Source organism: Nocardioides sp. NPDC058538 (assembly GCF_042719275.1).
Classification (GTDB): Bacteria; Actinomycetota; Actinomycetes; order Propionibacteriales; family Nocardioidaceae; genus Nocardioides.
Map to the genome: position 1 here is coordinate 83242 of NZ_JBHXNY010000003.1, position 25088 is coordinate 108329.

Below are 25088 nucleotides of genomic sequence, written 5' to 3' on the forward strand. Positions count from 1 at the left end.
CGTCCCTAGAGACGGCGAACCGCCGGGCCGGGCGCGAAGCGCCCTGGGCCCGGCGGAACAACCAACTCAGCCTCGGGGAATCTCCACCATCTCGAAGGCTTCGATGAAGTCGCCTTCCTTGATGTCCTGGAAGTTCTTCAGGACCAGACCGCACTCGAAGCCCTCGCGGACCTCGGAGGCGTCGTCCTTCTCGCGGCGCAGCGAGGCGAGGTCGAGGTTGTCGGCCACCACGGCGCCGTCGCGCAGGACGCGAACCTTGGCGTTGCGGCGGATGAGGCCCTCGGTGACCATACAACCGGCGATGTTTCCGGCCTTCGACGAGCGGAAGATCGCGCGGATCTCCGCCTTGCCGAGGCTCTTCTCCTCGTACTCCGGCTTGAGCATGCCCTTGAGGGCCGCCTCGATCTCCTCGATCGCCTGGTAGATGACCGAGTAGTAGCGGATCTCGACACCCTCGCGGTCGGCCAGATCCGACGCCTTGCCCTGCGGGCGGACGTTGAAGCCGATGATGATCGCGTCGGAGGCAGCAGCCAGGTCGACGTTGGTCTCGGTGATCGCACCGACACCGCGGTCGATGACCCGGATGGCGACCTCGTCGCCACCCACGTCGATCTTGGCCAGTGCGTCCTCGAGCGCCTCGACCGAACCGGACACGTCGCCCTTGAGGATGAGGTTGAGCTCTTGGCTCTCGCCCTTCTCCATGGAGGCCATGAAGTCCTCCAGCGTGCGGCGTACGCGGCGCTTGGCCTGCTGCGCGGCACGCTCGCGTGCCTCGCGCTTCTCGGCGATCTGGCGAGCCATCCGGTCGTCCTCGACGACCAGGAAGCTCTGGCCCGCACCCGGCACCGCTGAGAGACCCAGGACCATCGCCGGACGCGACGGAGTCGCCTCGGTGATCTCGTGGCCGTACTCGTCGATCATCGCGCGGACACGGCCATGGGCCGGACCGGCGACGATGGACTCACCCACACGCAGCGTGCCGCGCTGGACCAGGATGGTCGCGACGGGGCCGCGGCCACGGTCGAGGTGAGCCTCGATGACGATGCCCTGAGCGTCCTGGCTGGCGTTGGCCTGCAGGTCGAGCGAGGCGTCGGCGGTCAGCACGACCGCCTCGAGGAGGCCCTCGATGTTGATCCGCGACTTCGCCGAGATCTCGACGAACATGGTGTCGCCGCCGTACTCCTCGGGGATGACGCCGTATTCGGTCAACTGGCCACGGATCTTGGTCGGGTCCGCCTCCGGCTTGTCGATCTTGTTGATCGCGACCACGATCGGGACGCCGGCCGCCTTGGCGTGGTTGAGCGCCTCGATCGTCTGCGGCATCACGCCGTCATCGGCCGCAACCACGAGGACCGCGAGGTCCGAGGACTGCGAACCACGAGCACGCATGGCGGTGAACGCCTCGTGGCCCGGGGTGTCGATGAAGGTGATCTTTCGCTCCTGGCCGTCGACCTCGGTCGATACCTGGTAGGCACCGATGTGCTGGGTGATGCCACCGGCCTCGCCCTCGATGACGTTGGCGTCACGGATGGCGTCGAGCAGCTTGGTCTTACCGTGGTCGACGTGACCCATGACGGTCACGACCGGCGGACGGACCGTCCAGTCGGACTCGTCGCCCTCGTCGCCGAGCTCGATGTCGAAGGACTCCAGCAGCTCGCGGTCCTCGTCCTCGGGGGAGACGACCGAGACGATGTAGTTGAGCTCCTCACCGAGCAGCTCGAGGGTCTCGTCGTTGACGGACTCGGTCGCGGTGACCATCTCCCCGAGGCCGAACAGCATCTGCACCAGCTGGGCCGGGTCGACGCCGATCTTCTCGGCGAAGTCGGTCAGCGAGGAACCACGGGCGAGACGCACGGTCTCGCCGTTGCCCTTGCGGACGCGGATGCCACCGATCGTCGGGGCCTCCATGGCCTCGAACTCCTGACGACGCGCCCGCTTCGACTTCCGGCCACGACGCGAGGGACCACCCGGGCGACCGAAGGCACCCTGGGTCGTTCCGCGACCACCGGGACGACCGGCACCCGGACGACCGCCGAAGCCGCCGCCACCGGGACGACCCGGAGCACCGCCGCCGCCACCGGGACGACCGCCGGCACCCGGACGGCCACCGCCGCCGGGACGACCCGGAGCACCGGCACGGCCGCCGCCGCCGCCGGGACCGCCACCAGGACGGGCACCGAACGCGGCCGGGGACTTCGGCATCATCGCCGGGTTGGGACGCGGCATACCGGGACGGCCACCACCCTGGCCACCCTCACGGGCAGCAGCAGGACGCGGGGGACGCTGGTCGCCGCCGGCCGGGGCACCGCCCTGGCCACCCTGACCCTGGCCTCCACCCTGGCCTCCGGGACGCGGACGCCCCATGCCCTGGTTGGAGGAGAACGGGTTGTTGCCCGGGCGCGGAGCGCCGGGCTTGCCGACCGGACGCGGTCCGGGACGACCGGCACCGCCGGTGCCACCCGCGCCACCGCGAGCCGCGGGGGTCTGCGGACGGGCGCCGGGCTTCGGGGCACCAGGCCGGGGCGCACCCGGCTTGGGAGCGGCCGAGCGGCGGTCCCCGGACGGCGCAGCGTTCGGGGTGGGCGTGGGAGCGGCCGGAGCAGCGGACGCCGCGGGGGCGACCGGCGGAGCCTCGGCCTTCTTGGCCGGGGGCTTCGGGCCGGGCTTGGGCGCAGCCGGCTTGGATGCCGCGGGGGCCTCAGCAGGCTTCTCGGGCGCCGTGTCTGCAGCCTTCTTGGGGGCCGCGGGCCTGGGCTCTGCCGGCTTGGGGCCAGGCTTGGGGCCAGGCTTGGGGGCGGCCTTCTCGTCCGAGGACGCGGAACCACCCTTGCCGCCGGCCTTCAGGCCGGGGCCGATCTCCTTGCGGAAACGCATCTCCGCGGGGAGCTCGACGGTCGAGCTCGCCGACTTGACGAACTCACCCATCTCCTTGAACTTCTCGAGAACGAACTTGCTCTCGACTCCGAACTCTTTGGCGAGTTCGTGGACTCGGGTCTTAGCCACGTTTCTCCTTCTGGCCACAGACCCGAATCCGGGTAAACCTGTGACCACTAATGGTTGTAGAACACGCTCATCGCGAAGTACTCATCGAGTGCTCATGAGCTTTTGCTCCAGTTCCTGGTCAGTTGACCGTCGGCGACGGTCGTGGATGTCGGGCGCGTGTCGAGGTAGTCCTCCACCGGTGCGCTGGAAAGCCCGCCCTCGGCCCCCCTGCCTTTCGGGAACAGGGCCCGGGTGAACGCCTTCCGGCGCACCGCGAGTTCGTAACACTCACGCGTGGGGTGCACATGCGCCCCACGCCCGGGTGCGGTGGCTGTCGGATCGGGCACCACGGCCGGCTGGCCGTTGCGGTCCGAGCCGGCGGTCACCCGCAACAACTCGCGCTTGGCGGCTCGCTTCCGGCAACCCACGCACGTACGGACGGGTCCGTGCTGCGTAGTTTCTTCGAGGCGTGCCACCGATCCTTAACACTACCGCTTCGGGGGTTCGGTAGACGAAACCGGGGCACAGGTCGTTCTTATTCCGTGACCCGTCCTCACCAGATGGCGGCGGTCACAAGATGGCGGCGATCTCCGGCCAGGCCAGCCGGCCGAGCTCGCGGTCGGCATCCTCCGAGCCGCCCCACGCGAGCCGCTCGCTGAGCGGGAGCACCGGCTCCCCGGGCAGCACGACCCGGTGACCGGCATCGGGATGGGTGACCACGATCGTCTCCAGGTCGTGGACCGTACGCCGCCGCAGGACCGCCTCCGCGGCGAGGACCGAGGGCCACAGCGCGTCTCCTCCCCCGGCGACCAGGACGACATCACCGGCGATGCGCTCGACCGGGATGGTCGCGGCGGGCACACGGTCGGCGTACTTCTCCAGGGCCGAGAGATAGGCCTCGCAGAACGACGGGAGCTCCCCGTGCGCGCTTCGCGCGCTTGCTCCCTTCACCGCCTCCTCGATCGCCTCGTCGTCGAACGGCACGAACGGCACCTGCTCGCCGCGTAGCGTCCACGAGGACCGCTGCGGTCGCTCCTCACCGAGGCCGGCCCAGGAGACGTACGTCGGGGAGATCCCGACCACCGCGTCGATCTCGGGGTGCACGGTGCCGAGCAGCAGCGCGGCCTGGGCACCCCAGGACGTCCCGAGCACCACCAGCCGCTGGTAGCGGGAGTGGAGCTCGGCGAGGACGTCGTCGAACGCCTCGAGCGGCACCAGCCGGGCCTCACCCGGCTGTCCGGGACCGCCGAAGTAGCGGATCGACGCCGCAGCCACCCCGTGAGAGGCGAGCATCCGGCACCGGTCGGTCTCGATCCGCCCCGATGACCCCGAGAGCACGAGTACGCCGGTGGTGGCGCCCTCGGGCTCCAGCAGGACGCCCTCGGAGTCGGTCAGGGTGGCCTCACGCACGATCAGGCGACCGGGGTCTCCTCGTCGGAGCGGATGTCGATGCGCCAGCCGGTCAGGCGGGCGGCCAGGCGGGCGTTCTGCCCCTCCTTGCCGATGGCCAGGGAGAGCTGGTAGTCGGGCACCACGACACGGGCCGACTTGGTCGCCTCGTCGATGATCTGCACCGAGGAGACCCGGGCCGGCGAGAGCGCGGACGCGACGAGCACCTTCGGGTCCTCGGACCAGTCGACGATGTCGATCTTCTCGCCCTGCAGCTCGGACATGACCTGGCGGACCCGCTGGCCCATGGGGCCGATGCAGGCGCCCTTGGCGTTGACGCCGGGGACGGTCGACTTGACCGCGATCTTGGTGCGGTGGCCGGCCTCGCGGGCGATCGCGGAGATCTCCACGGTGCCGTCGGCGATCTCGGGAACCTCGAAGGAGAAGAGCTTCTTGACCAGGTTGGGGTGGGAGCGCGAGAGCGTGATCTGCGGTCCGCGCATGCCCTTGCGCACGCTGACCACGAGAGCCTTGATCCGGGTGCCGTGGCTGTAGTCCTCGCCCGGCACGCGCTCGGAGAGCGGGATGACGCCCTCGAGCCGGCCCAGGTCGACGAGCACGTCGTCGGGGTTGCGGCCCTGCTGGATGACGCCGGAGAGGATGTCGCCCTCCTTGCCGGAGAACTCACCGAACTTCACGTCGTCCTCGGCGTCGCGCAGCCGCTGCAGCACGATCTGCTTGGCGGTGGTGGCGGCGATCCGGCCGAAGCCCTCCGGTGTGTCGTCGTACTCCCCGACGACGTTGCCCTCGTCGTCGACCTCGGCGGCCAGCACGCGTACGTGCCCGGTCTTGCGGTCCAGGTCGACCCGCGCCTTCGTCTGGGAGTCGCCGGTCTTGTGGTAGGCGGTCAACAACCCCTGCTCGATCGCCTCGACGAGCACATCGAGCGAGATCTCCCGCTCCCGCTCCAGCATCCGCAGGATGCTCATATCGATGTCCATGGCCTACTCCCCCTCGTCGATCCGCTTGAACTCGATCTGCACAAGCGCCTTCTTCACGTCCGCGTACGCCACATCGCGGCGCTTGCCGCTCACCTCGAGAGTTACCCGTGCCTCGTCGGACTCCTTGACCCGTCCGGTGAACGCGGAGCCGTCGGCGGTGGTGACCTTGACCAGGCGACCCTTGTTGCGGCGCCAGTGGCGCGGCAGGGTCAGCGGCCGGTCGACCCCGGGAGAGGTCACCTCGAGTGTGTACGGCTGCTCGCCCATGACGTCGGACTCGTCGAGGACCCGGTTGACCTCACGGGTTGCCTCGGTGACTTCCTCATGGGTGATCCCACCGTCCTTGTCGACGGCGATCCGCAGGATCCGGCGCTTGCCGGCCGGCGTGATCTCCACGGCCTCGATGTCGAAGCCCAGCGCCTGAAGCGGGTCTGCGAGGGCCTTCTCGATGGCACTCGCGATCGCGTCCTTCCGCTCAGCACTCAACGCGATCTCCCCTGCATCCTGTTGTCCGGTCCTGTTGGCTGGTCCAATTGTTTGGGCCTCCGAGCACACCGCCCCGCTGATGAAACCATACCTGTACGCCTCGGGCGTCTCGAACCGCGCGCGGCTGTGTTGGAAAGCCGCTGAGGCGACTCTCGCCGGGTGTGGTTAGGGTTCCTCACGTGTTCCGGATGCTCTCGCGCCGCACCTCTGTGGCCGTCGCCGTGGTTGCCCCGCTGGCCGCCTCGGCGTGTTCGGCCTCGGAGATGCTGGATCCTGTCAAAGCCCCTCCACCGAGCACTCCCCCGCCCCCCGCCAACCCCGACCAGAGTGTGATCGACGCCACGGTCGCGAAGATCCTCGGCGCCGACGAAGGCGCCCCGTCCGCGTTCGTGCAGCTCCATCGCGTGCACATCGAGGCGCTGGCGCCGACCAAGGGCGTGGCCGCGGCACCGGCGACCGGACGCTGGCAGGAGCGTCAGCTCGCCCTGGTCACGACGCTCACCGCGGCCGCCGGACGCGCTGCGGACCCGCAGCTGATCACGCTGCTCGCCTCGGCCGCCGCCGGCCAGCAGCAGCTCCTGCACGGACGAGGTCTCGCATGAGCGAGCGCCAGCGAGCGACATCAGAGGTCGGGCCGCCGAGTCCGGTTGCTCTCCCTTCCTCGATGGAGGCGGCGGCATGACGACGGCGACCTCGGGATCGACCGAAACACTCCAGGCGGCGCTCGCGGTCGAGCACTCCGCGATCTACGTCCTGGGCGCCCTGGGCGGGCGCACCTCGGCGACCTCCTCCCCGGCTCTGGCGCGCGCGCTCACGGACGCGTACGACGACCATGTGAACGCCCGAGAGGCGCTGGCCGCGCGCGTGGTGGCCGCCGGGATCGAGCCGGTCGCGCCCTCCGCGGTCTACGACCTGCCCGGCCGGATCGGGTCGGAGGCCGGCATCGGCGCCGCGGCCCTGCGGCTGGAGCAGGACAACACCGCGACCTACCTCTCGCTGGCGCCCAAGGCGACCGGCGCCGACCGGGCGCTGCTCATCCAGCTGCTCTGCCGGGCGGCCGCACGGCAGCTCGACCTGGGCGCGAAACCGCGGGCGTTCCCGGGGACCTGATCGGCGAAAACAGACGTGGCCCGCGAACCGTCCGGCGCGGGAGACTCCCGAGATGTCTCCCGAGACCGGGCGGCTCGCGGGCCAGGTTTTGGCCTGGACACGAGGCCTGAGAAGTCGCCTGGGGCTGAACCTCTCTTGCAGAAGTATGCAATCCCCGCTCAGAATGGCCCAGACCCGCAAAAGCGCATTGCAAGAACTTGCAACTTTTCCCGGCATCATTCCCAGGAGCGAACGATCTGGTGTATGTCACCCAGTCGTTGTGCGACAGCTTCCGGAGAGCCCTCACTGTGGCCGATCTGGCTGCTCGGGATGTTGCTGTGCGGGATGTGGATCGCCCGCAGACCAGCCTTCTGAGCACCGTACACATCGTCGAAGAGCCTGTCGCCCACATAGACGCATCGAGACGGATCCGAGACCTCCACGGCCTCCATCGCCGCGTGGAACGCCTCCGCGGCAGGCTTCGTCCAGGGAACCTCGGAGGTGTAGACATCTCCGTCGAGCAGGTCCAGCACTCCGTCGCGCTCGAAGAACCCACGGTGCCACGCGCGGGGCCAGATCGTGTTGGACAGCACCCCGACACGTACGCCGTCGGCGCGGAGCGCCTCCCACAGCGGCCCGACCTCAGGGTCGGTCAGAGTGTGCGGCGCCCAGAACTCGTAGTAGGCGTCGAGCAGGTCCGGGTCGTGCTCGAGGCCGGCCTCGTCGAAGAGGTCGCCGATCGTCGAGCTCTGCTGCTGGTCGCGGCTGCGGGCCCAGATCGTCTCGCCCGCCTGGTGGAGCCTGGTCGCGTTGACCGGCTGGTCGTCGTCGCAGGCACCGCTCACCGCCTGCGCGAGCGCCAGCGACTCCGTGTGGAAGTCGATGTCGTGCCACTTCGTCAGCGTGCCGCCCCAGTCGAAGATCACCGCGTCGATCGCCATGGCCCCGACCCTACCGACGCCGCGACTCACATGTGTCCGGTCTCCACATAGGAGCGGTGCCAGGAGAGCGCCTCACCGAGCAGATGCGGTGTGTGCATCGCGCCGGAACGCTCTCGCTGGGCCCGCTCGAAGTAGTCGGCGAGCCGATCGCGGTAGTCGGGATGGGCACAGTTGTCGATGATCTTCCGTGCCCGCGCCCGCGGAGAGATACCGCGCAGGTCCGCCAGCCCCTGCTCGGTGATCACGACCTGCACGTCGTGCTCGGTGTGGTCGACATGGCTCACGAACGGCACGATCGAGGAGATCGCGCCGTTCTTGGCGGTCGAGGGAGACACGAAGAAGTTGAGGTAGGCGTTGCGGGCGAAGTCGCCTGAGCCGCCGATGCCGTTGACGATCGAGGAGCCGGCGACATGGGTGGAGTTCACGTTGCCGTAGATGTCGGCCTCGACCATCCCGTTGATCGCGATCAGCCCCAGCCGCCGGACCACCTCGGGATGGTTGGAGATCTCCTGCGGTCGCAGCAGGATCCGGCCCTTGTAGTGGTGGATGTCGTCGTTGAACCGCTGCGCGCCCTCCTCGGAGAGCCCGAAGGAGGTCGACGAGACGCCGATCAGCTTGCCCGAGTCGAGCAGGTCGAGGAGGCCGTCCTGGATCGTCTCGGTATAGGCGGTGAGGTGCTCGAACTCGGCGTCCTGGAGGCCGGCGAGGACCGCGTTGGCGACATTGCCGACGCCGGCCTGGAGTGGGAGCAGGCTGTGGTGCAGCCGGTCGTTGCGTACCTCGTGGCGGAGGAAGTCCACGAGGAGGTCCGCCATCGCGCGGCTGTCCTCGTCGATCGGGCGCAGGGGCGAGTTGCGGTCGGGCTGGTCGGTCTCGACGACGGCGACGACCTTCTCGGGGTCGACCCGCAGGTACGGATCGCCGATCCGCTGCATCGGCGTGGTCAGCTGGATCGGCGCTCTCTGCGGCGGCAGCCGGGTGCCGTAGTAGATGTCGTGGAACCCCTCGAACCCGCGCGGCTGCCAGTGGTTGACCTCGAGGATCACCCGGTCGGCGTTCTCCAGCCAGGTCTTGTTGTTACCGACGCTGCTCGTGGGGACGAGCAGGCCGTTGGGCAGGACCGCGGCCACCTCGACCACCGCGACGTCGAGGTCGCCGTAGAAGCCGAACCAGCTGTGCTGTGCGACGTGGGACAGATGTACGTCGACGTACTCGACCTCACCTGAGTTGATCTGCTGCCGCAGCAACGGGTCGCCGTTATAGGGCAGCCGCTTGGAGACGCCGTGGGCGCCGGCCAGCACGCCATCGAGGTCGGGCGCCGTCGAGGCTCCGGTCCACGCCTGGACCCGGAACTCCTCGCCCCGCTCGTGGGCCGCTCGCATCCGCTCCGCCAGCGCCGCCGGCACCGCCTTCGGGTGGCCGGCTCCGGTGAACCCCGAGAAACCCACGGTCTCCCCCGGCGCGATCTGCTCGGCCGCCTCCGCGGCACTCACCACCCGGCCCGCGAGCGTACGATCAAGAATCCTGTCCCCCGTCATGCCGCTGATTCTGCATCATGCGGGCGGGACCGAAACCCCTTCAACGCGAGTCCGACAAGTTCGGCACATGTGTGGGGATGTGGCAGGGAATCTTGTGTCAGGGCGCGCCAGGGCTCCAGTACGTCGGGCGCCACCAGTAGAGGGCTGCCTCATCGGAGGGCCAGTCCCGCAGGCTCTCGCCGCGAGGCTCGAAGTGGTCAACATCTGGGTTGATGGGGCGCCACCCCGGCTCCCGCGCGTCGTCATCGCTCGGCGGACGTACGAACCGCAGCAGGGACACGGGTATGAGTCGACCTGTGTCATTGCCCGTCACTTCGTCGAGACAGATTCCCACCATGGCGGGAACCTGCGCGCCCCCTCGAGCGACCATCAGCCGGTGACGACCTCGGTGAGGTGAGCGACGGCGTCGGCGAGGGCGACCTCGGTCTTCTCGCCGCTCTTGCGGTCCTTGACCTCGACCTTGCCCTCGACCAGGCCCTTGCCGACGGTGACGATGGTGGGGACCCCGATCAGCTCGGCGTCCTTGAACTTCACGCCCGGCGAGACCTTGGGGCGGTCGTCGTAGAGCACGTCGATGCCTGCGGCCTCGAGCTCACCGGCCAGCTTCGCCGCGGCCTCGAAGACGGCGGCGTCCTTTCCGGTCGCGACGAGGTGGATGTCGTACGGAGCGACGTTGCGGGGCCAGGCGAGGCCGATGTCGTCGAGGGTGCCCTCGGCGACGGCGGCCACGGCGCGGGTGACGCCGATGCCGTAGGAGCCCATGGTGACGGTGACGAGCTTGCCGTTCTCGTCGAGGACCTGCAGCCCCAGCGCGTCGGCGTACTTGCGACCGAGCTGGAAGACGTGGCCCATCTCGATGCCACGGGCAAGCGTCAGCGGGCCGGAGCCGTCGGGGGCCGGGTCGCCCTCACGGACCTCGGCGGCCTCGATGGTGCCGTCGGGGGTGAAGTCCCGGCCGGCGACCAGATCGATGACGTGCTTGCCCTCGACGTTGGCTCCGGTCACCCAGCGGGTGCCGGTGACCACGCGCGGGTCCACGAGATACCGGATCCCCGATGCGGACGACTCCCCCAGCACCTCGGGACCGATGTATCCCTTGATCAGCTCGGGGTGCTTCTTCAGCTCGACGTCGTCCATGGGCTCGACCTCGATCGGCTCCAGCTGGCCCTCGAGGCGCTTGATGTCGACATCGCGGTCACCGGGCAGGCCGATGGCGAGCGGCTCGACGGTGCCGTCGGGGTGACGCAGCGTCAGCAGCACGTTCTTCAGCGTGTCGCCGGCCTCCCAGGGACGGTCCTCGCGCGGGAACGCCTCGTTGAGGTGGTCGACGAGCGTCTGGATCGTCGGGGTGTCGGGCGTGTCCTCGGCGTGGGCGGCCGGCACGTCCTCGTAGGAGAGCGGCTCGGGGGCCAGCGTCGTGACCGCCTCGACGTTGGCGGCGTACCCGCCGGGCGAGCGTACGAACGTGTCCTCGCCCGCCTCGGAGACGGCCAGGAACTCCTCGGAGGCCGAGCCGCCCATCGCGCCGGAGGTGGCCTTGACGATGACGTACTCGAACCCGAGGCGGTCGAAGACCTTGACGTACGCCGCGCGGTGGGCGTCGTAGGCCGCCGACAGCCCTTCGTCGGTGTAGTCGAAGGAGTAGGAGTCCTTCATGATGAACTCGCGGCCGCGCAGCAGCCCCGCGCGGGGACGCGCCTCGTCGCGGTACTTCGTCTGGATCTGGTAGATCGCCAGCGGCAGGTCCTTGTAGGAGCCGTAGAGGTCCTTGACCAGGAGCGTGAACATCTCCTCGTGCGTGGGACCGAGCAGGTAGTCGGCGTCCTTGCGGTCCTTGAGCCGGAAGATGCCGTCGCCGTACTCCGTCCAGCGGCCGGTCGCCTCGTAGGGCTCGCGCGGCAGCAGCGCCGGGAAGTGCACCTCCTGGGCGCCGATCACGGCCATCTCCTCGCGGATGATCCCCTCGACCTTGCCGAGCACGCGCAGGCCCAACGGCAGCCACGAGTAGATCCCCGGAGCGGCGCGGCGGATGTAGCCGGCACGGACAAGCAGCTTGTGGCTCGCGACCTCGGCGTCGGCGGGATCCTCACGCAGGGTCCGCACGAACAGGGTCGACATACGGGCGATCATGCGGGTTAGCGTACGGCTCGCAGGACCGCTGTCGCGAACCGGTTGGAATTGGCGTTGCAACCCCGATGGCGCCCCGCGCATCTTTACTTTCATGAGAGGTATCCGAATACCGGCACTGGCCACGGCCATCCTTGCTGCTCTCATGCTCCCGGTGACGCTCCTGTCACCGGCTTCTGCCGCCACATCCGTCAGCGTCCGTCCGCTCCCGCTGCCCCTGGGAGAGCCACCGACGGTCCCCTACATCGCCGGCTCGGTGGGCGACTACGACGTCGTAGACGGGGGCACGAGGCTCTCGATCCCGATGCCCGACGCCGGCCACGCCAGCCTCCTGGGCGCCTCGGGCAACGGCTATCTGGTGCGCGTCTTCCCGGAGCACCGCATCGTGCGTGTGGAGCCGGGGAAGGCTCCGAAGCAGCTCGTCGACCTGGGCCTGGCCGAGGACGCGAGGCTCTCGTCCGACGGCCGCTACCTGCTGCTGCTCACCTATCCGGACGACAACGCCGTCGCGCGGGTCCTGGACGCCACGACGGGACAGCAGGTCGCTCGCCGCACGTTCCGGGTCCGTTCTCGCGTGATCCCGCTCGACGTACGCGGCACGACGGTGCTGATCGGCGCCCATGCGCCGGCCCGAACCCTCACCTGGAACTGGAGCACCGGAGCCGTCGTCACGATCGCGAACCGGACGGCGTACGTGGCCTCCTACGCCACCGACCGGCTGGCGACCTATGACGCCTTCTCGGGACAACCCGAATGCACGTACGTCTCGAAGATCTCCACGCCCGGCAAGACGACCTGGCGCACGTGCTCCGAGAAGGTCGTCTCCTTCTCCCCGGACGGCACCCGGATCGCCACCGCGCAGAACGACGGCGGCGCCGAGCACGTCATGCGCCGCAGCATCAACGGCACCCTGCTGACCCGCTACACCAACATGAACGGAGTCTGGGTAGGACCTTGGGAGACCAACTCCCGGATCCTGCTGCAGTCCTACCCCAACGACCGTACGACCTCCTGGCTGGTCCGCTGCGAGGCGTCGGCCTGCGAGCGCGCCGCCAAGGGACACATCGAGGGGCTCCGATGAAGACGACACTCACCCGCGTACTGGCCGGGATGGCCCTGGCCGCCACAGCGCTGTCATTCCCGATCTCACCTGCATCCGCCGCTACCGAGGTCGACGTACGACCCGGATCGCTGGCGAAAGGCAGTCCACCCGCGATCCCTCACCTGCACCACCCCTCCGGCGATGACTGGTCGGTGGTGGACCCGAAGACGGGCATGAAGACCCCGTTCACCATCGGCGAGGCCGATTCGGCCACGCTGCTGGGCAGATCGGGCAGCGGGTTCCTGCTGCGGATCGGCTACCGCACCGACTGGATCATCCGCGCCGAGCTGGACAAGCCGCAGCGCACGATCATCGACGGGATCCACTACCAGTCGTTGAGCAAGATGTCGGCCGACAGCCGCCATCTGCTCACCACGACCTACGTCTCCAACGGCACGCAGGTCCGGGTCCGCGACGCGGTCACCGGCGCGATCATCGCCCGGCACACCTTCCGGAACACGACCGAGCCGAACCCCATCGACGTCAGCGGCACTCGCGTGCTCATCGGCGGGTTCTCTCCGGCGCGGACGATGGTCTGGAACTGGAGCACCGGCACGATCCGGACGATCGCATCCCGGGCGGCCTACACCGGCGCCTTCGGCACCGACCGGCTGGCGACCTACACCGACAAGCCGTTCGACTCCGACGCCTGCACCGTCGTGTCGACCGTCTCCCGGCCGGGGACGACGCTGTGGCGCTCGTGCTCGGAGGCTGTGGGGGCCTTCTCCCCCGACGGCGCCCGGATCGCCACGAACGCGATCGGGTGGCGGGACGACTTCTCGGTCGTGCAGCGCCGCAGCGTCCGCGGCTCCCTGCTGGCGACCTACCGCAACCCCAACGGCGTCAGGGTGCACGGTTGGGAGACCAGTACGCGTGTCCTGCTCGAGTCGTCGCCGCACGCGGGCGTCGACTGGCTGGTCCGCTGCGAGGGCGCGGAGTGTGAGCGCGCCTGGCAGGCGTACTGATCAGGGTGCTGATTCAGAACATGATGGTGGAGAAGCGGGCCGTCTCGAGGAAGCCGGCCCGCTCGTAGGCGCGGCGCGCGGGGGCGTTCCACTCGTTGACGTAGAGCGAGACGCGCGGAGCGATCTCGCTGCGGACGATGTCGCAGACCGCGGCCATCCCGCGGGCGGCTAGGCCCTCGCCGCGGCGGTGCTCGGGCACCCAGACCCCCTGGATCTGGGCGGCCTCCGGGGTCGCGCAGGCGACCTCGGCCTTGAAGACGACCTCACCGTCCTCGATCCGGGCGAAGGACCACCCTCGCGAGATCAGCTGGAGCACCCGGGCACGGTAGAGGTCGCGGCCGCCACCGGTCTCCGGCGAGATCCCGACCTCCTCGGTGTACATCGCCACGCAGGCCGGATAGAGGGCATCCATGTCGGCGCGGACGGTGCGGCGTACGAACGGGTCCGGCTCGACGAGACTCTGCAGCTGCTGCTCGAGATGAGGCTGCTCCCAGCGCTGGTCGCGCGGCGTGCCCCAGGAATCGCCGATCGATCCCCACAGCGCCCGCACCGCGGCCTGCCGCCCGACGACCGTCGAGACCGTGCGGACCCGGCTGCGGGCCTGCTCACCGAAGGCGTACGCATCCTCCTCGGTGGCCTGGATGGGGACCAGGTTGGCGCCGACGTGACAGGCAGCGACCAGGTCGCCGCCGTCCCACCGGCCCCAGATCTCACCGCCGAGCCAGCGCGGCTCGAGGTTGGTGGTGCGCGCCCGGTACTCCGCGAACACGTTGACCACCGGATCCTGCGCGGTCAGGTCGAGGAACGCGCTGAGATCACCCGCATGCAGCGGGCGGATCCCCTGGCGCGTCGTCAGCATGTCACCGAGCCTAGGGCCAATCCGGTTGTACGTCGCCCTGCGGCTCGCGGACCGAGTCAGCCAAAGACGCGTTCGATCGTGTGCATTCGCTCGCGGATGGTCTTGAGACGTACGTCCTGGCCGGCCTCGCCGGTGTCTCCCCAGACCGCCCGGCCCACCATCACGCCGCCGGCGCCGAGCGCTTTGACCCGCGGCAGACGCTCGCTGAAGTCGTCCCAGTCCATCCCGTCGGACCGCGCGACCCAGGAGGCTCGTCCGAGGTCGGCACGCTCGATGCTCTCCAGGCCATCGTCGTTGACCTTGAGCTTGAGCACGATGCCGCCGCACCGTGACCGCGTGGCGAGGGCGGCCAGATCCTCGAGGCAGCCCGGCGTCGTGCAGTACGGCTCGAGGAAGACCCGGTCATAGCCGGGGAGACTCTCCAGGATGTCGAGGGCCATCCGCGCGCACTCGGTCTGGTGGTCGTCGAACCCGACCTTCACCGCGTCCGTCGATCTCGGCGGGACGACGAGCTCATCGAGCTTCTCGATGTCCGGGAGCCCGGCGCAGGCGAGCTCGCGGCGTACGTCGCCGTGGCCCTGCGTGGGACGCACGACGATGCCCCAACCGGGGGTGTCGGCCACCAGATCGAGGAGGTCGGGCCGGATGTCGGAGGAGTCCGGGGTGCGGAACAGCGCATCGTCTGCGTGATCGATGGCAAGCCAGAAATTGGTCAACGTTGTCGCCAGTCTGAAGAGGGAAACAAAGACGTGTGGAGGCGCTAGGCGAAGCCTAGACAGCCCGGCGGCGCATCAGTTGCATCTCGGGTAAATTGCAGATTGCGCGCCGCGGGGTCAGTACTCGCCGCCGTCTGCGACGAGACACTGACCGTTGATGGCGCCGGCCATGTCGGAGGCGAGGAAGACGCAGACCTTCGCGACAGCGTCGGCGGTGACGAACCGGTGTCCGGGGATGCGCGCGGCGCGGTAGGAGATGTACTGGTCGACGGTCACCCCCTCCTTGCGGGCGTGCTTGACGAAGACCTGCCGCGACGACTCGCTCCACATCGGGCCGGGCGCGACGACGTTGGCCCGGACGATGCCCTCCTCCTCCTGCGCGATCGCCTGGGCGAGGCCCGTCAGCGCGTGCTTGGAGACGCCGTAGGCGGCCCGTCGTGACGGCGTACGGATCCCGAAGACGGAGCTGACCAGGACGACCGCCCCGGACCTGGCCGCCCGAAGCTTCGGCAGCGCGAGCGAGGCCGTGCGCCACACCGAGGTCAGGTTGAGATCGAGGGTGTGCTGCCACTCGGACCGGTCGATCTCGGCGACCGTGTCGGGGCTGGGGTTGATGCCGGAGCAGTTGATGAGCCCCGACAGGGTCTCGAACCCGGCGAGCGTCTCGGCCAGGGCGTCCACGCCGTCGTCGGTGGTCAGGTCACCCTCCACCCGCGCGACCGCACCGGTCTCGTCGGCGAGGTAAGCGAGCTCGGTGGTGCGGCTGTAGCCGTGCACGATCACAGGGGTGCCCTCCGCGCTGAGCCGGCGCGCGACCGCGCTGCCGAGGTCGCCGGTCGCGCCGAGGACGAGCACGGGAGCTCGCGGCGGGGTGCCTGACTCAGACGCTGTGCTCATGGCGCTCCTTGATCCGGTGGATCGCCGACCTCACCACGTCCTGATGGGCGGGCGGCAGACCAGTGAGACCTTCGAGATGGCTCACGCAAGTGATATCACCCATTTGCCCGAGCCGGTACGCGGTAATCGGAATCGCCGGGGCGAGGGTCGGATGGTGCAGCCGATGGACCAGGGCGTCGGTGATGTCGGTGCCCCAGCCGAGCACGTCGCGCTCGCGGGCGACCGCACCTGGATCCTCCTCGCGGTCCAGGATCTGGAGGTAGCCGTCGACCGGCACCCGGCCGCGCAGGACCAGCTGGAACATCGCCGCCTTCCGCAGGAACAGCGACCGGAACGCCTCCAGCACGAACTCCAGCTCGTCCCAGTAGCGCTCCGGTGCCTGGCCGAGCAGGTCGCCGTAGTCCTCGCGCTCCTCGGTCAGGTAGAGGCAGATCAGCCGGTCCATCCAGGACAGGCTCTCGCGTACGCTCAGCCGGGCCACCGCGTCGAGGTCACCGGGCTGGAACCCGGCCTTGAGGAACGTCATCACCAGCGGCCCCATGTGCATGTCCGCGAAGCGGGCGCCGTCGAGCGCCATCCCGTGCCCGTCGCGCAGCCGGTCGCGGATGCCCTCGGCGACGAAGTACTGGTAGAAGGTCTCGTGGGCGAACTCCGCCGACTCCACCGAGTCCTTGGTCCGACCGGTCACGCCGAAGACCTCGGAGTGGTCGAGCAGGTCCGCGATCCATTCGTACGTCAGGAAGTCCCGCTGCCGGGTGATGTCGAGGTCGCGCTGCAGGTTGGCGAAGAGCCACTCCGAGACGCGCGGGACCGGGATCAGGTCCTGCTCCTGCGAGGTCGGCTCGTCCATCCCGGTGAACAGGTCCCAGGCGATGTCGCGGTAGGTCTGGAACCGCACCCGGCTGGGGATGCGTGAGCTCTTCCGGTCCCAGGGCTGCCCGCAGACGTGCTTGAGATGGACGGTGTAGCCGTCCCACTGGGTCCGGGGCGCCGGAGCGCCCTCCTCGAGGGAGGCGTAGAGCTGCTTGAGCACCATCGGCGTCGCGGGGAAGAACCCGCCCCCACGCTCCATCTCCGCGGCCAGGTTGCGCAGCCTGTCGTCGCCGCCGCGCTCCTCGCCGAGCGCGCGCACCTCGACCGGGGAGATCGGCTCAACGCGTACGACCATCGCCGACTCGACCCCGAGGTCCTCCAGCCGGGCAGGACTGCGCAGCTGTTCGGCGAGCTCGTCACGCTCGGTCTGCAGGTTGCGCTTGCTGATCACCACGAACCGACCGCCGCGGCCGAAGGCCGAGCGCAGCTCGCTCAGGTCGGGGCGGGTGACACCGTGCTCCTCGGCGCTGGAGGAGATCAGGTCGAAGTCGTCGATGACGGTCGGCGCGCGGTCCTCGTCGACCAGGGCGCCGTAGTCGACCGCGCCGTCGCGCAGGCTGATGTAGCGCACCTGCTCCTTGGAGGCGGTCCACTCCCGGGTCTCGACCGTCTTTCCCGAGCCCGAAGGGCCGGTGAGGAAGAAGAGGTTGGACTCGGGGTTCTCCAGCCATCGGCCGAGCGCCTCGAAGAGCGGGATCGTGGGCTGCTCCGTCGTCAGCCCGCTCAGCGCCGCCACCCGTGCCCGGGGGAAGGTCAGCCGCGAGCTGGTGGCGGGCACCGGTGCCGCAGGTGTGACGGGGTCCAGCACGGGCCCGGGCACCACGGTGTCCTCGCCACGCCAGGCGTACGCCTTCCACCACTTCGCCTGCCAGATGCCGGTGTTCTTCCGGATCCACTCGCCGCGATGGGCCGGGTCGAGGGTGCGTGGCACCGCCCCGCCGACCACGCGGATGAGCTCGTCGAGCGGCATCAGCTTCGAGCCGGACGTACGCCGGTAGAAGGTGCTCCGGGCCATCGCCACACCGGCACCACCGTCAGCTTTTCCGGTCACCTGCCGGACCCAGGCGCGCAATTCGCCGTTGAACTGCTCTGGTGAGAGAGATTCGTCGATCATAGCCCCTCGCCGAGTCGCCCGCGTTCGCGGTTGAGAGTATCTCGCAGGCGTCCCAATTCTGTCCCAGAAACGTCCCAACTGACCTGGGACTGTCTTTACTTCGTCCCCACTCCCACCCGCCCTCTGGTGGGACGGATGTGGCCTCCGCCACCGTGGAGATGTCCCCACCGGGACAGCGCCGGCCCCACCTACGGGCCCCACCGCTGAAGGAGATGATGACCATGAGGAACCACAAGTTCAGCATCGCCACCTTCGCCGTCACGCTTCTTGTCGTGTTCGGCTTCAACCAGCTGCTCAGCGCCGAGCCGCCCACGTGCCAGGCAGCCGCCGGCACCTCGTCCGTGTCCGTCGTCCTCACGGAAGGAGTGCTGTCATGATCAGCAACTTCATGCGCCCCGGCGAAACCGTCCGGGCCCGCGGCGGCACCCGCTCCGGAAAGCGCGGTGTCGTCGTCGCCACCGCCGCAGGCCGCACCAAGGTCCGCTTCAACGGCACCAGCGGCGCCCGCTGGGTGCGCACCGGCAACCTGACCTCCACCGGCAGCGGCTCGCTGTCCTGGATCCTGCCGGTCAAGGCCGCACTCGTACTGTTCCTGGTCGTGCCGGGCGTCCGGTTCGTCGTCGTCCACCTCTGGACCCACGGCGGCCTGGACGGGTTCGCCACCGCCCTCGGCAACCAGATGGGCCAGGCCGCCGTCGCCTGGGGCCACCTGATCACCACGGACCCTCTCGGAGCACTCCTCCACCTCGGGTTCCTCGGCGTGGTCTCCAGGCTGATGCACTGGTGAGTCCACAAGATCTTCGAGACGTACGCAGGGGGACGTCTCGGAGCAGAAGAAAGAAGCCCGGTCCGACTGAGGACCGGGCTTCCTGCGTACGTAGAACCGACGACTTCTCTAGAAACGGGCGCTCGATCAAGAGCGCGGCGATACATTTTACTGGACTCCGGCGGGACTGGATCGGGACTCATCCAGGACGCGAACGTGAAGAGGCGACTTCAGGGGAGGACGCGTTGGCCCTCGAACCTGACGACAGTCCAGCCGCCCTCAACCGAGACCTCCGTGCGTGGGTCAAGAACTGGACCGGCAAAGGCATCGGGCAGGTCGCGCTCGGCGCGAACATCAGCAACAGCCGAGCGTACGCAGCCACCGCCAACACCAACCTTGTCCCCCGTGATCTCCTGCTGGCGATCGTGCGCGCCGCGGTGCCTCCCACCTATGACATCGAGGAGCGCACACGGTGGATCCTTCGGTGGTCTCGTGAGTGGGAGCGGCGCTGGGAGATCGCCGAGGCCACCAGTCGCGGCGTACGCCTGAAGCCGCCGCCCCCGCCCGAGCCCGCTCTGGAGCGTTCGTCGCAACCCCCGCTACAGCCCAATGCCGTGGTGAGACTCGACCCTGAGGTCGTCCTTCCGGTACTCGAGCGAATCACCGACAAGGCTGTCCGTCGAATCACCTCGAAGCATGTCTATGTCGCCAAGCAACCGCTCCCGGTCGGCTATCACAACCGCGACCCCATCACCGTCTACATCGATCTGCATTCCGCGTCCTGCTCCCCTCGCTACCGAGAGGATCTCGCCCAGTTCCTCGCCGGCCGGGTACGCCGCGCCCTGGGCGGTCTCGACCCTGCTCGGACCGTCATCGCAACCGCCCGCGAAGGAAACATCCTGGTAGGCAGCCGGGTCGCCGAACTCTGCGGCGTCCCGTTCCTCATGGTTCGCACCACCGCGCGCCCGCCCCGCTTCGGCTACCCCATCGAGCGCAACGTCGGCGACGAGGTCGAGGCAGTCATCGTCGATGACGTCGTGATGAGCACCCTCGTCCCGAGGATGGCCGAGCTCCTGCGTATCCACGAAGGCATCACGACCACCCGCTGCTTCAGCATCTTCGACCGTGCCGACATCGGCACCGCGCGACGTTGGGAGGGACTCGACATCACGCTCGACTCCGCGTTCTCAATCGACGCCGAGCTGGTGTCGGCTCTGAAAGACCTCGCCGATCAACACGGCGCCTAACTTTTCCTGAAGGAGACCGTTAATCTCCAGCGAACCAGTCTTCCGCGAGGCTATCTTCCGTGCAGGAAAATGCCACGTCTCCCATCGATTCGGCTGGCCTTATCCGACCTGTCCCGAGCCAGAAAGCCGCCGATGACCGAAGTCGAGATGGTGGTCAATCTCCATGTGACCGAACGGTGCAACTATCGGTGCACCTACTGCTTTGGACAATGGGGCCTGCTCGCGGAGTCGAAGGCGGAGACGAGCATATGGGCCGACACCACCGAGGCCTGTCGCATCATGCGGGACCTGGCGGACACATTCCGGAAGCAGCGCGGCGGCGAGAGCTCGATCCGGTTCAACTTCGTGGGCGGCGAGCCCGCTCTGCTCCCGAACATCGCTGACCTCGTCGGCCACGCCCGGACGACGTTGAAAACACGAGTCTCGTACGTCACCAACGGACTCATGCTGAGAAGCTTCGACGCAGAGTGGACTGCGGAGAACGTCGACATCGTCGGGATCAGCGTCGACTCCTCGATCCGCGACACCAACCGTCAGATAGGTCGGGTGACACGGAGCGGCAAGGTCTTCGATCTCGCCGAGGTCGGCACTCGGGTTCACGCCGTTCGCGAAGCGGCCAGTCGTCTGGGAATCAGGCAACCCGAGATCAAGGTGAACACCGTCGTCAGCGACCTGAACCACCGCGAGAACTTCAACGCCGTCCTTGCCGCGGTCAGACCGGACCGGTGGAAGCTGCTCAAGATGCTCCCGGTCTACTCCTCGAAGACCGCGATCAGCGACGAGGAATTCCGTGGTTTCGCAAAGCGACACAGAAAGTACGTGCGCAAACGCGCCGGCTTCAAGGGCGTGGTCATCACGACCGAGGACAACGACGAGATGACCGGCTCCTACGCAATGGTCGATCCTCTTGCCCGCTTCTTCTGGTACGACGAGCTACCGGAGAGTGGATATCGGTACTCCCAACCGATGACGGTTGTGTCTGCGGACAAGGCCTGGGCAGTCGCGGGAGTCCACTGGGACGAACAGAAGTACGGCGCTCGCTATACCGAACTCATGGGCAGCATGGACCTGGGGGAGACTGAGCACAGCCAAGCACTCGTGGCACCGCCCGTCCCGCGACCTCGACCCGTTGCGAAGTCATCGAGGTCCCAGACGCCGGTCACCATCTAAGAGTGTCGGGCGTGGACGTGCGCCACACCCGTGATGCTCACGAGGTAACTCGGCGAGTGCGCACTGCCCTCGTGGAACTCCACGAAAGAAGCGACCGTTCACCGAGTTACCTCGGTGAACATCCACGCCTCAGCCGCTGACGGAAACCTGAGCGCCGCCGCCTTCGACGGGCTCCATGCCCTCGGCGATCTTCATCGCCTCCTCGATCAGGGTCTCGACGATGGCGGCCTCGGGGACGGTCTTGATGACCTCGCCCTTGACGAAGATCTGGCCCTTGCCGTTGCCGGAGGCGACACCGAGGTCGGCCTCGCGGGCCTCACCGGGGCCGTTGACGACGCAGCCCATGACCGCGACGCGCAGCGGGACCTCGAGGCCGTCGAGGCCGGCGGTCACCTGCTCGGCCAGGGTGTAGACGTCGACCTGGGCGCGGCCGCACGACGGGCAGGAGACGATCTCGAGGCGGCGCGGCTTCAGGTTGAGCGACTCCAGGATCTGGATGCCGACCTTGACCTCCTCGACCGGCGGCGCGGAGAGCGAGACCCGGATCGTGTCGCCGATGCCCTTGGACAGCAGCGAGCCGAAGGCGACCGACGACTTGATCGTGCCCTGGAAGGCCGGACCGGCCTCGGTGACGCCGAGGTGGAGCGGCCAGTCACCGGACTCGGCGAGCAGCTCGTAGGCGCGGACCATCACGACCGGGTCGTTGTGCTTGACCGAGATCTTGAAGTCGTTGAAGCCGTGTTCCTCGAAGAGCGAGGCCTCCCACATCGCCGACTCGACCAGCGCCTCGGGGGTGGCCTTGCCGTACTTCTCCAGCAGCCGCTTGTCGAGCGAGCCCGCGTTGACGCCGATCCGGATCGAGGTGCCGTGGTCCTTGGCGGCCGCGGCGATCTCCTTGACCTGGTCGTCGAACTTGCGGATGTTGCCCGGGTTGACCCGGACCGCCGCACAGCCGGCCTCGATGGCAGCGAAGACGTACTTCGGCTGGAAGTGGATGTCGGCGATCACCGGGATCTGCGACTTCTTCGCGATCGCGGGCAGCGCGTCGGCGTCGTCCTGGCTCGGGCAGGCCACCCGGACGATGTCGCAACCCGACGCGGTGAGCTCGGCGATCTGCTGCAGCGTGGAGTTGACGTCGGAGGTCAGCGTGGTCGTCATCGACTGAACCGAGATGGGGCTCTCGCTGCCGACGCCCACCGACCCGACCTTGATCTGGCGGGTCTTGCGGCGAGGGGCGAGCACCGGGGCGGGTGCCTCCGGCATACCGAGGCTTGTCGGCGTGGGGATCGACGTCATGTCTACCAATTCTACGTGCGGGTCAGGCCTGGAGATGAAGTGGGACGACGAGGTCGGCGACGATCAGGACAACACCCATCACCAGGAGCGCGGAGGCCACGACGTACGCCACCGGCAGCAGCTTCGCCGGGTCGGCATGTCCCGGGTCGGGCCGCCTGAAGACCTTGGCGAACGCGCGGCGGATGCCCTCCCACAGCGCGGTCGCGATGTGACCGCCGTCGAGGGGCAGGAGCGGGACGAAGTTGAAGATGCCGATGAACAGGTTGAACCCACCGACCAGGAACGCGAAGCTGGCGACCTTCTCGCCGACGTCGAGGCCCTCGTGGGCCGCGATCTCGCCGGCGATGCGGCCGCCGCCGACGATGCTGACCGGGCTGTCGGCCGAGCGCTCCTCGACACCGACGATCGCGAGCGCGACGTGCCAGACCTTGACCGGCAGCCTCAGCAGCGAGTGGACGGCGTTCTCCGCCATCACACCCATCTCCTTCAGCGCATAGACCGGCCCCTCCTTGGTGGTGACCACGTGCGACTCGGGAGACATCCCGAAGAAGCCGACCTTCGCGGTCTCCGGGTCGGCGCTGGTGTCGTCGACGTCCTTGACCCGCTCCTGCACGACGGTCTGGGTGTGCAGCGTCATCGGCTCACCGTCGCGCTCGATGACGATGGTGGCCTCGCCGTCCATGTTGTCGCGGATCAGCTCCTGGGCGACCGCCCACGAGGTCAGCTCGGTGCCGTTGAACGAGACCAGCTCGTCGCCGGGCTTGAGTCCGGCGTCGGCGGCCGGGGTCGGCTTGTCGCTCGCGCGGCACTCGCGGCCCTGGTCCTCCCAGGTCAGCAGGCATTCCTGCAGGCTCGAGACGACCGGGTGCCCCTTGTCGACGACGTTCTCGTGGACGCCGTAGATCCCGAAGACGCCCCAGAGCACGAAGAACGCGATGGCGATGTTCACCGTGGGCCCGCCGGCCATCACGATGACCTTCTTCCACCACGACATCTTGTAGAAGAGCCGCGGCTCGTCCTCGGGACGGATCAGCTCCCACTCGGCCGAGCGCGCGTCGCTGATCAGCTGGGTGAACATGCCGGTGTTGGACTTGCGCACCTTGAGCGCACCGTCCTCGGTGCGCTCCCCCAGCTGATCGGCGCCGGGGGGCAGCATCCCGACGATCTTCACGTAGCCACCGAGCGGGATCGCCTTGAGGCCGTACTCGGTCTCACCGACCTGCTTGGACCACACCGTCGGCCCGAAGCCGATGAAGTACTGGGTCACCTTCCCGCCGAACGCCTTCGCCGGGATCATGTGGCCGAGCTCGTGGAGCCCGATCGAGATCAGGATCGCGAGAATGAAGCCGATCACGGCCAGCGTGTAGAGCAAATAGCTCATGGACGGGTCTCCAGGATCCGAGTGGTCTCCTCGCGCGCCCAGGCGTCGGCGGCGAGCACATCCTCGATCGAGAGGGTGCCTTCAGAGCGTACGCCGTCGCTGCTGAAGCGGAGCCCGAAGCGATCCGAATGCCGCGCCATCACCTCCGCAATCGTGTCGACGATGCCGGGGAACGGGATCCGGCCGTCGTGGAAGGCGTCCACACAGACCTCGTTGGCCGCGTTGTAGACCGCGGGATGGGTGCCGGCCCGGGTGCCGGCCTCGCGGGCGAGGCGCACCGCAGGAAAAGCAGAGTCGTCGAGCGGCTCGAAGCGCCAGTCGGCGGCCTTGGTCCAGTCGATCGGCGTCTCGGCGTTCGGCACCCGATCGGGCCAGGCCATCCCCATCGAGATCGGCACCAGCATCGTCGGCAGCCCGAGCTGGGCCACCACTGCACCATCGGTGAACTCGACCATCGAGTGGATGTACTGCTGCGGGTGGACGACGACCTCGATCCGGTCGAAGGGTACGTCGAAGAGCAGATGCGCCTCGATGACCTCGAGACCCTTGTTGACCAGGGTGGCGGAGTTGGTCGTGATCACCCGCCCCATCGCGAAGTTGGGGTGCTTGAGCGCCTGTGCCGGGGTGACCTGGGCGAGCTCGTCGCGGGTGCGGCCGCGGAACGGGCCGCCGGACGCGGTCAGCACCAGCTTGCGTACCTCCTCGGCGCGGCCGGCGCGCAGGCTCTGGGCGATCGCGGAGTGCTCGGAGTCGACGGGGACGATCTGCCCCTCCCCTGCGACCCGCTTGACCAGCGGGCCGCCGATGATCAGCGACTCCTTGTTGGCCAGGGCGAGCGTGTTGCCCGCCTCCAGCGCGGCCAAAGTCGGGCGGAGACCGACGGCGCCGGTGATCCCGTTGAGCACCACGTCGGCGGCCTGGGCGGCGGCCTCCACCGAGGCTTCCTCCCCCAGCCCGGAGAGCTTGGGCGCGAACTCGGCCACCTGCGCCTCGAACAGCTCCTTGTTGGCCCCGCCCGCGGTCAACGCCACGACCCGGAACCGGTCCGGGTTGGCCCGCACCAGGTCGAGGGCCTGGGTGCCGATGGACCCGGTCGAGCCGAGGATCACCACGTCTCGTGGTCGCTGCTCATTCACCCACCCATCTTCC

The 25088-nt window shown here is 68.6% G+C and carries 24 protein-coding genes; 8 read left to right on the top strand and 16 right to left on the bottom strand.

Translation table 11 applies throughout. From position 1 onward, the window contains the following. Positions 1–66: 66 nt before the first annotated feature. The 5 genes from infB to rimP form a co-directional block, all read right to left on the bottom strand. A complete protein-coding gene (gene infB, locus ACFWQC_RS03820; protein WP_378673300.1) occupies positions 67–3003 on the bottom strand; it encodes a translation initiation factor IF-2 in 2937 nt (978 codons plus the stop codon). Between the two features lie 92 nt (positions 3004–3095). Further along, entirely contained in the window at positions 3096–3458 is a 363-nt protein-coding gene (locus tag ACFWQC_RS03825) for a YlxR family protein (protein WP_378673303.1), read from the bottom strand. Positions 3459–3552: 94 nt separating this feature from the next. Further along, positions 3553–4392 (bottom strand): alpha/beta fold hydrolase, encoded by an 840-nt coding sequence (locus ACFWQC_RS03830; RefSeq protein WP_378673306.1) that lies wholly within the window; start codon positions 4390–4392, stop codon positions 3553–3555. Positions 4393–4394: 2 nt separating this feature from the next. Then, positions 4395–5372, bottom strand: coding sequence for a transcription termination factor NusA (gene nusA, locus ACFWQC_RS03835; RefSeq protein ID WP_378673309.1), 978 nt, complete (start codon positions 5370–5372; stop codon positions 4395–4397). A 3-nt stretch (positions 5373–5375) separates the two neighbouring features. After that, positions 5376–5858 (bottom strand): ribosome maturation factor RimP, encoded by a 483-nt coding sequence (gene rimP, locus ACFWQC_RS03840; protein WP_378673312.1) that lies wholly within the window; start codon positions 5856–5858, stop codon positions 5376–5378. 179 nt (positions 5859–6037) lie between these two features. Here rimP and ACFWQC_RS03845 point away from each other — a divergent pair, with 179 nt between their 5' ends. After that, positions 6038–6460, top strand: coding sequence for a hypothetical protein (locus ACFWQC_RS03845; protein ID WP_378673315.1), 423 nt, complete (start codon positions 6038–6040; stop codon positions 6458–6460). Between the two features lie 76 nt (positions 6461–6536). Then, positions 6537–6968: a DUF4439 domain-containing protein gene (locus ACFWQC_RS03850; protein ID WP_378673318.1), complete on the top strand. Its 432-nt coding sequence runs from the start codon at positions 6537–6539 to the stop codon at positions 6966–6968. Between the two features lie 215 nt (positions 6969–7183). On the opposite strand, the gene ACFWQC_RS03855 is transcribed toward ACFWQC_RS03850, so the two are convergent. From ACFWQC_RS03855 to ACFWQC_RS03870, 4 genes are all read right to left on the bottom strand, one after another. Next, a complete protein-coding gene (locus tag ACFWQC_RS03855) occupies positions 7184–7888 on the bottom strand; it encodes an HAD family hydrolase (protein ID WP_378673321.1) in 705 nt (234 codons plus the stop codon). 26 nt (positions 7889–7914) lie between these two features. Further along, positions 7915–9426 (bottom strand): acetyl-CoA hydrolase/transferase family protein, encoded by a 1512-nt coding sequence (locus ACFWQC_RS03860; RefSeq protein WP_378673324.1) that lies wholly within the window; start codon positions 9424–9426, stop codon positions 7915–7917. 97 nt (positions 9427–9523) lie between these two features. Further along, positions 9524–9706 (bottom strand): hypothetical protein, encoded by a 183-nt coding sequence (locus ACFWQC_RS03865; RefSeq protein ID WP_378673327.1) that lies wholly within the window; start codon positions 9704–9706, stop codon positions 9524–9526. A gap of 89 nt (positions 9707–9795) precedes the next feature. Continuing rightward, entirely contained in the window at positions 9796–11556 is a 1761-nt protein-coding gene (locus tag ACFWQC_RS03870) for a proline--tRNA ligase (protein ID WP_378673330.1), read from the bottom strand. Between the two features lie 91 nt (positions 11557–11647). Here ACFWQC_RS03870 and ACFWQC_RS03875 point away from each other — a divergent pair, with 91 nt between their 5' ends. Both ACFWQC_RS03875 and ACFWQC_RS03880 read left to right on the top strand, forming a co-directional pair. Continuing rightward, positions 11648–12634 carry a hypothetical protein gene (locus ACFWQC_RS03875; protein ID WP_378673333.1) on the top strand — a complete coding sequence of 329 codons (987 nt, stop codon included), beginning with the start codon at positions 11648–11650 and terminating at the stop codon, positions 12632–12634. Next, positions 12631–13620 carry a hypothetical protein gene (locus ACFWQC_RS03880; RefSeq protein WP_378673336.1) on the top strand — a complete coding sequence of 330 codons (990 nt, stop codon included), beginning with the start codon at positions 12631–12633 and terminating at the stop codon, positions 13618–13620. Before ACFWQC_RS03875 ends, ACFWQC_RS03880 begins: the two co-directional genes overlap by 4 nt. Positions 13621–13633: 13 nt before the next feature. Here ACFWQC_RS03880 and ACFWQC_RS03885 read toward each other — a convergent pair whose 3' ends face one another. The 4 genes from ACFWQC_RS03885 to ACFWQC_RS03900 form a co-directional block, all read right to left on the bottom strand. Continuing rightward, the gene (locus ACFWQC_RS03885; RefSeq protein WP_378673339.1) at positions 13634–14479 is read right to left on the bottom strand and encodes a GNAT family N-acetyltransferase; all 846 of its coding nucleotides are present in this window, start codon (positions 14477–14479) and stop codon (positions 13634–13636) included. A gap of 56 nt (positions 14480–14535) precedes the next feature. Further along, a complete protein-coding gene (locus ACFWQC_RS03890; RefSeq protein WP_378673342.1) occupies positions 14536–15195 on the bottom strand; it encodes a hypothetical protein in 660 nt (219 codons plus the stop codon). 117 nt (positions 15196–15312) lie between these two features. Continuing rightward, complete coding sequence (locus ACFWQC_RS03895; protein ID WP_378673345.1) at positions 15313–16092, bottom strand: SDR family NAD(P)-dependent oxidoreductase; 780 nt, start codon at positions 16090–16092, stop codon at positions 15313–15315. Beyond that, the gene (locus ACFWQC_RS03900; protein ID WP_378673348.1) at positions 16076–18016 is read right to left on the bottom strand and encodes a hypothetical protein; all 1941 of its coding nucleotides are present in this window, start codon (positions 18014–18016) and stop codon (positions 16076–16078) included. The genes ACFWQC_RS03895 and ACFWQC_RS03900 overlap by 17 nt, the downstream gene beginning before the upstream one ends. 284 nt (positions 18017–18300) lie before the next feature. On the opposite strand from ACFWQC_RS03900, the gene ACFWQC_RS03905 reads away from it, so the two are divergent. The 4 genes from ACFWQC_RS03905 to ACFWQC_RS03920 all read left to right on the top strand — a co-directional run bounded on the left by ACFWQC_RS03905 (position 18301) and on the right by ACFWQC_RS03920 (position 21262). Beyond that, entirely contained in the window at positions 18301–18456 is a 156-nt protein-coding gene (locus tag ACFWQC_RS03905; protein WP_160024439.1) for a hypothetical protein, read from the top strand. After that, complete coding sequence (locus ACFWQC_RS03910; RefSeq protein ID WP_378673351.1) at positions 18453–18866, top strand: hypothetical protein; 414 nt, start codon at positions 18453–18455, stop codon at positions 18864–18866. The genes ACFWQC_RS03905 and ACFWQC_RS03910 overlap by 4 nt, the downstream gene beginning before the upstream one ends. Before the next feature lie 224 nt (positions 18867–19090). After that, positions 19091–20092 carry a hypothetical protein gene (locus ACFWQC_RS03915; RefSeq protein WP_378673354.1) on the top strand — a complete coding sequence of 334 codons (1002 nt, stop codon included), beginning with the start codon at positions 19091–19093 and terminating at the stop codon, positions 20090–20092. A 132-nt stretch (positions 20093–20224) separates the two neighbouring features. Then, positions 20225–21262, top strand: coding sequence for a viperin family antiviral radical SAM protein (locus ACFWQC_RS03920; RefSeq protein WP_378673357.1), 1038 nt, complete (start codon positions 20225–20227; stop codon positions 21260–21262). A 129-nt stretch (positions 21263–21391) separates the two neighbouring features. Here the strand turns inward: ACFWQC_RS03920 and ispG are convergent, their stop codons facing one another. Genes ispG through dxr form a run of 3 tightly spaced genes read right to left on the bottom strand, consistent with a single transcriptional unit; the run spans position 21392 to position 25075 of the window. Then, a complete protein-coding gene (gene ispG / locus ACFWQC_RS03925; protein ID WP_378673360.1) occupies positions 21392–22558 on the bottom strand; it encodes a flavodoxin-dependent (E)-4-hydroxy-3-methylbut-2-enyl-diphosphate synthase in 1167 nt (388 codons plus the stop codon). A 22-nt stretch (positions 22559–22580) separates the two neighbouring features. After that, a complete protein-coding gene (locus ACFWQC_RS03930) occupies positions 22581–23939 on the bottom strand; it encodes a M50 family metallopeptidase (RefSeq protein WP_378673363.1) in 1359 nt (452 codons plus the stop codon). Continuing rightward, positions 23936–25075: a 1-deoxy-D-xylulose-5-phosphate reductoisomerase gene (dxr, locus tag ACFWQC_RS03935; protein WP_378673366.1), complete on the bottom strand. Its 1140-nt coding sequence runs from the start codon at positions 25073–25075 to the stop codon at positions 23936–23938. Before dxr ends, ACFWQC_RS03930 begins: the two co-directional genes overlap by 4 nt. Between the last annotated feature and the right edge of the window lie 13 nt (positions 25076–25088).

Excerpts from the sequence above, each read along its gene's own strand:
- nusA (WP_378673309.1), bottom strand. The coding sequence starts at position 5,372 with ATGGACATCGATATGAGCATCCTGCGGATGCTGGAGCGGGAGCGGGAG.
- ACFWQC_RS03850 (WP_378673318.1), top strand. The coding sequence starts at position 6,537 with ATGACGACGGCGACCTCGGGATCGACCGAAACACTCCAGGCGGCGCTC.
- ACFWQC_RS03855 (WP_378673321.1), bottom strand. The coding sequence starts at position 7,888 with ATGGCGATCGACGCGGTGATCTTCGACTGGGGCGGCACGCTGACGAAG.
- ACFWQC_RS03860 (WP_378673324.1), bottom strand. The coding sequence starts at position 9,426 with ATGACGGGGGACAGGATTCTTGATCGTACGCTCGCGGGCCGGGTGGTG.
- ACFWQC_RS03870 (WP_378673330.1), bottom strand. The coding sequence starts at position 11,556 with ATGATCGCCCGTATGTCGACCCTGTTCGTGCGGACCCTGCGTGAGGAT.
- ACFWQC_RS03875 (WP_378673333.1), top strand. The coding sequence starts at position 11,648 with ATGAGAGGTATCCGAATACCGGCACTGGCCACGGCCATCCTTGCTGCT.
- ACFWQC_RS03880 (WP_378673336.1), top strand. The coding sequence starts at position 12,631 with ATGAAGACGACACTCACCCGCGTACTGGCCGGGATGGCCCTGGCCGCC.
- ACFWQC_RS03885 (WP_378673339.1), bottom strand. The coding sequence starts at position 14,479 with ATGCTGACGACGCGCCAGGGGATCCGCCCGCTGCATGCGGGTGATCTC.
- ACFWQC_RS03895 (WP_378673345.1), bottom strand. The coding sequence starts at position 16,092 with ATGAGCACAGCGTCTGAGTCAGGCACCCCGCCGCGAGCTCCCGTGCTC.
- ACFWQC_RS03905 (WP_160024439.1), top strand. The coding sequence starts at position 18,301 with ATGAGGAACCACAAGTTCAGCATCGCCACCTTCGCCGTCACGCTTCTT.
- ACFWQC_RS03910 (WP_378673351.1), top strand. The coding sequence starts at position 18,453 with ATGATCAGCAACTTCATGCGCCCCGGCGAAACCGTCCGGGCCCGCGGC.
- ACFWQC_RS03920 (WP_378673357.1), top strand. The coding sequence starts at position 20,225 with ATGACCGAAGTCGAGATGGTGGTCAATCTCCATGTGACCGAACGGTGC.
- ispG (WP_378673360.1), bottom strand. The coding sequence starts at position 22,558 with ATGACGTCGATCCCCACGCCGACAAGCCTCGGTATGCCGGAGGCACCC.
- ACFWQC_RS03930 (WP_378673363.1), bottom strand. The coding sequence starts at position 23,939 with ATGAGCTATTTGCTCTACACGCTGGCCGTGATCGGCTTCATTCTCGCG.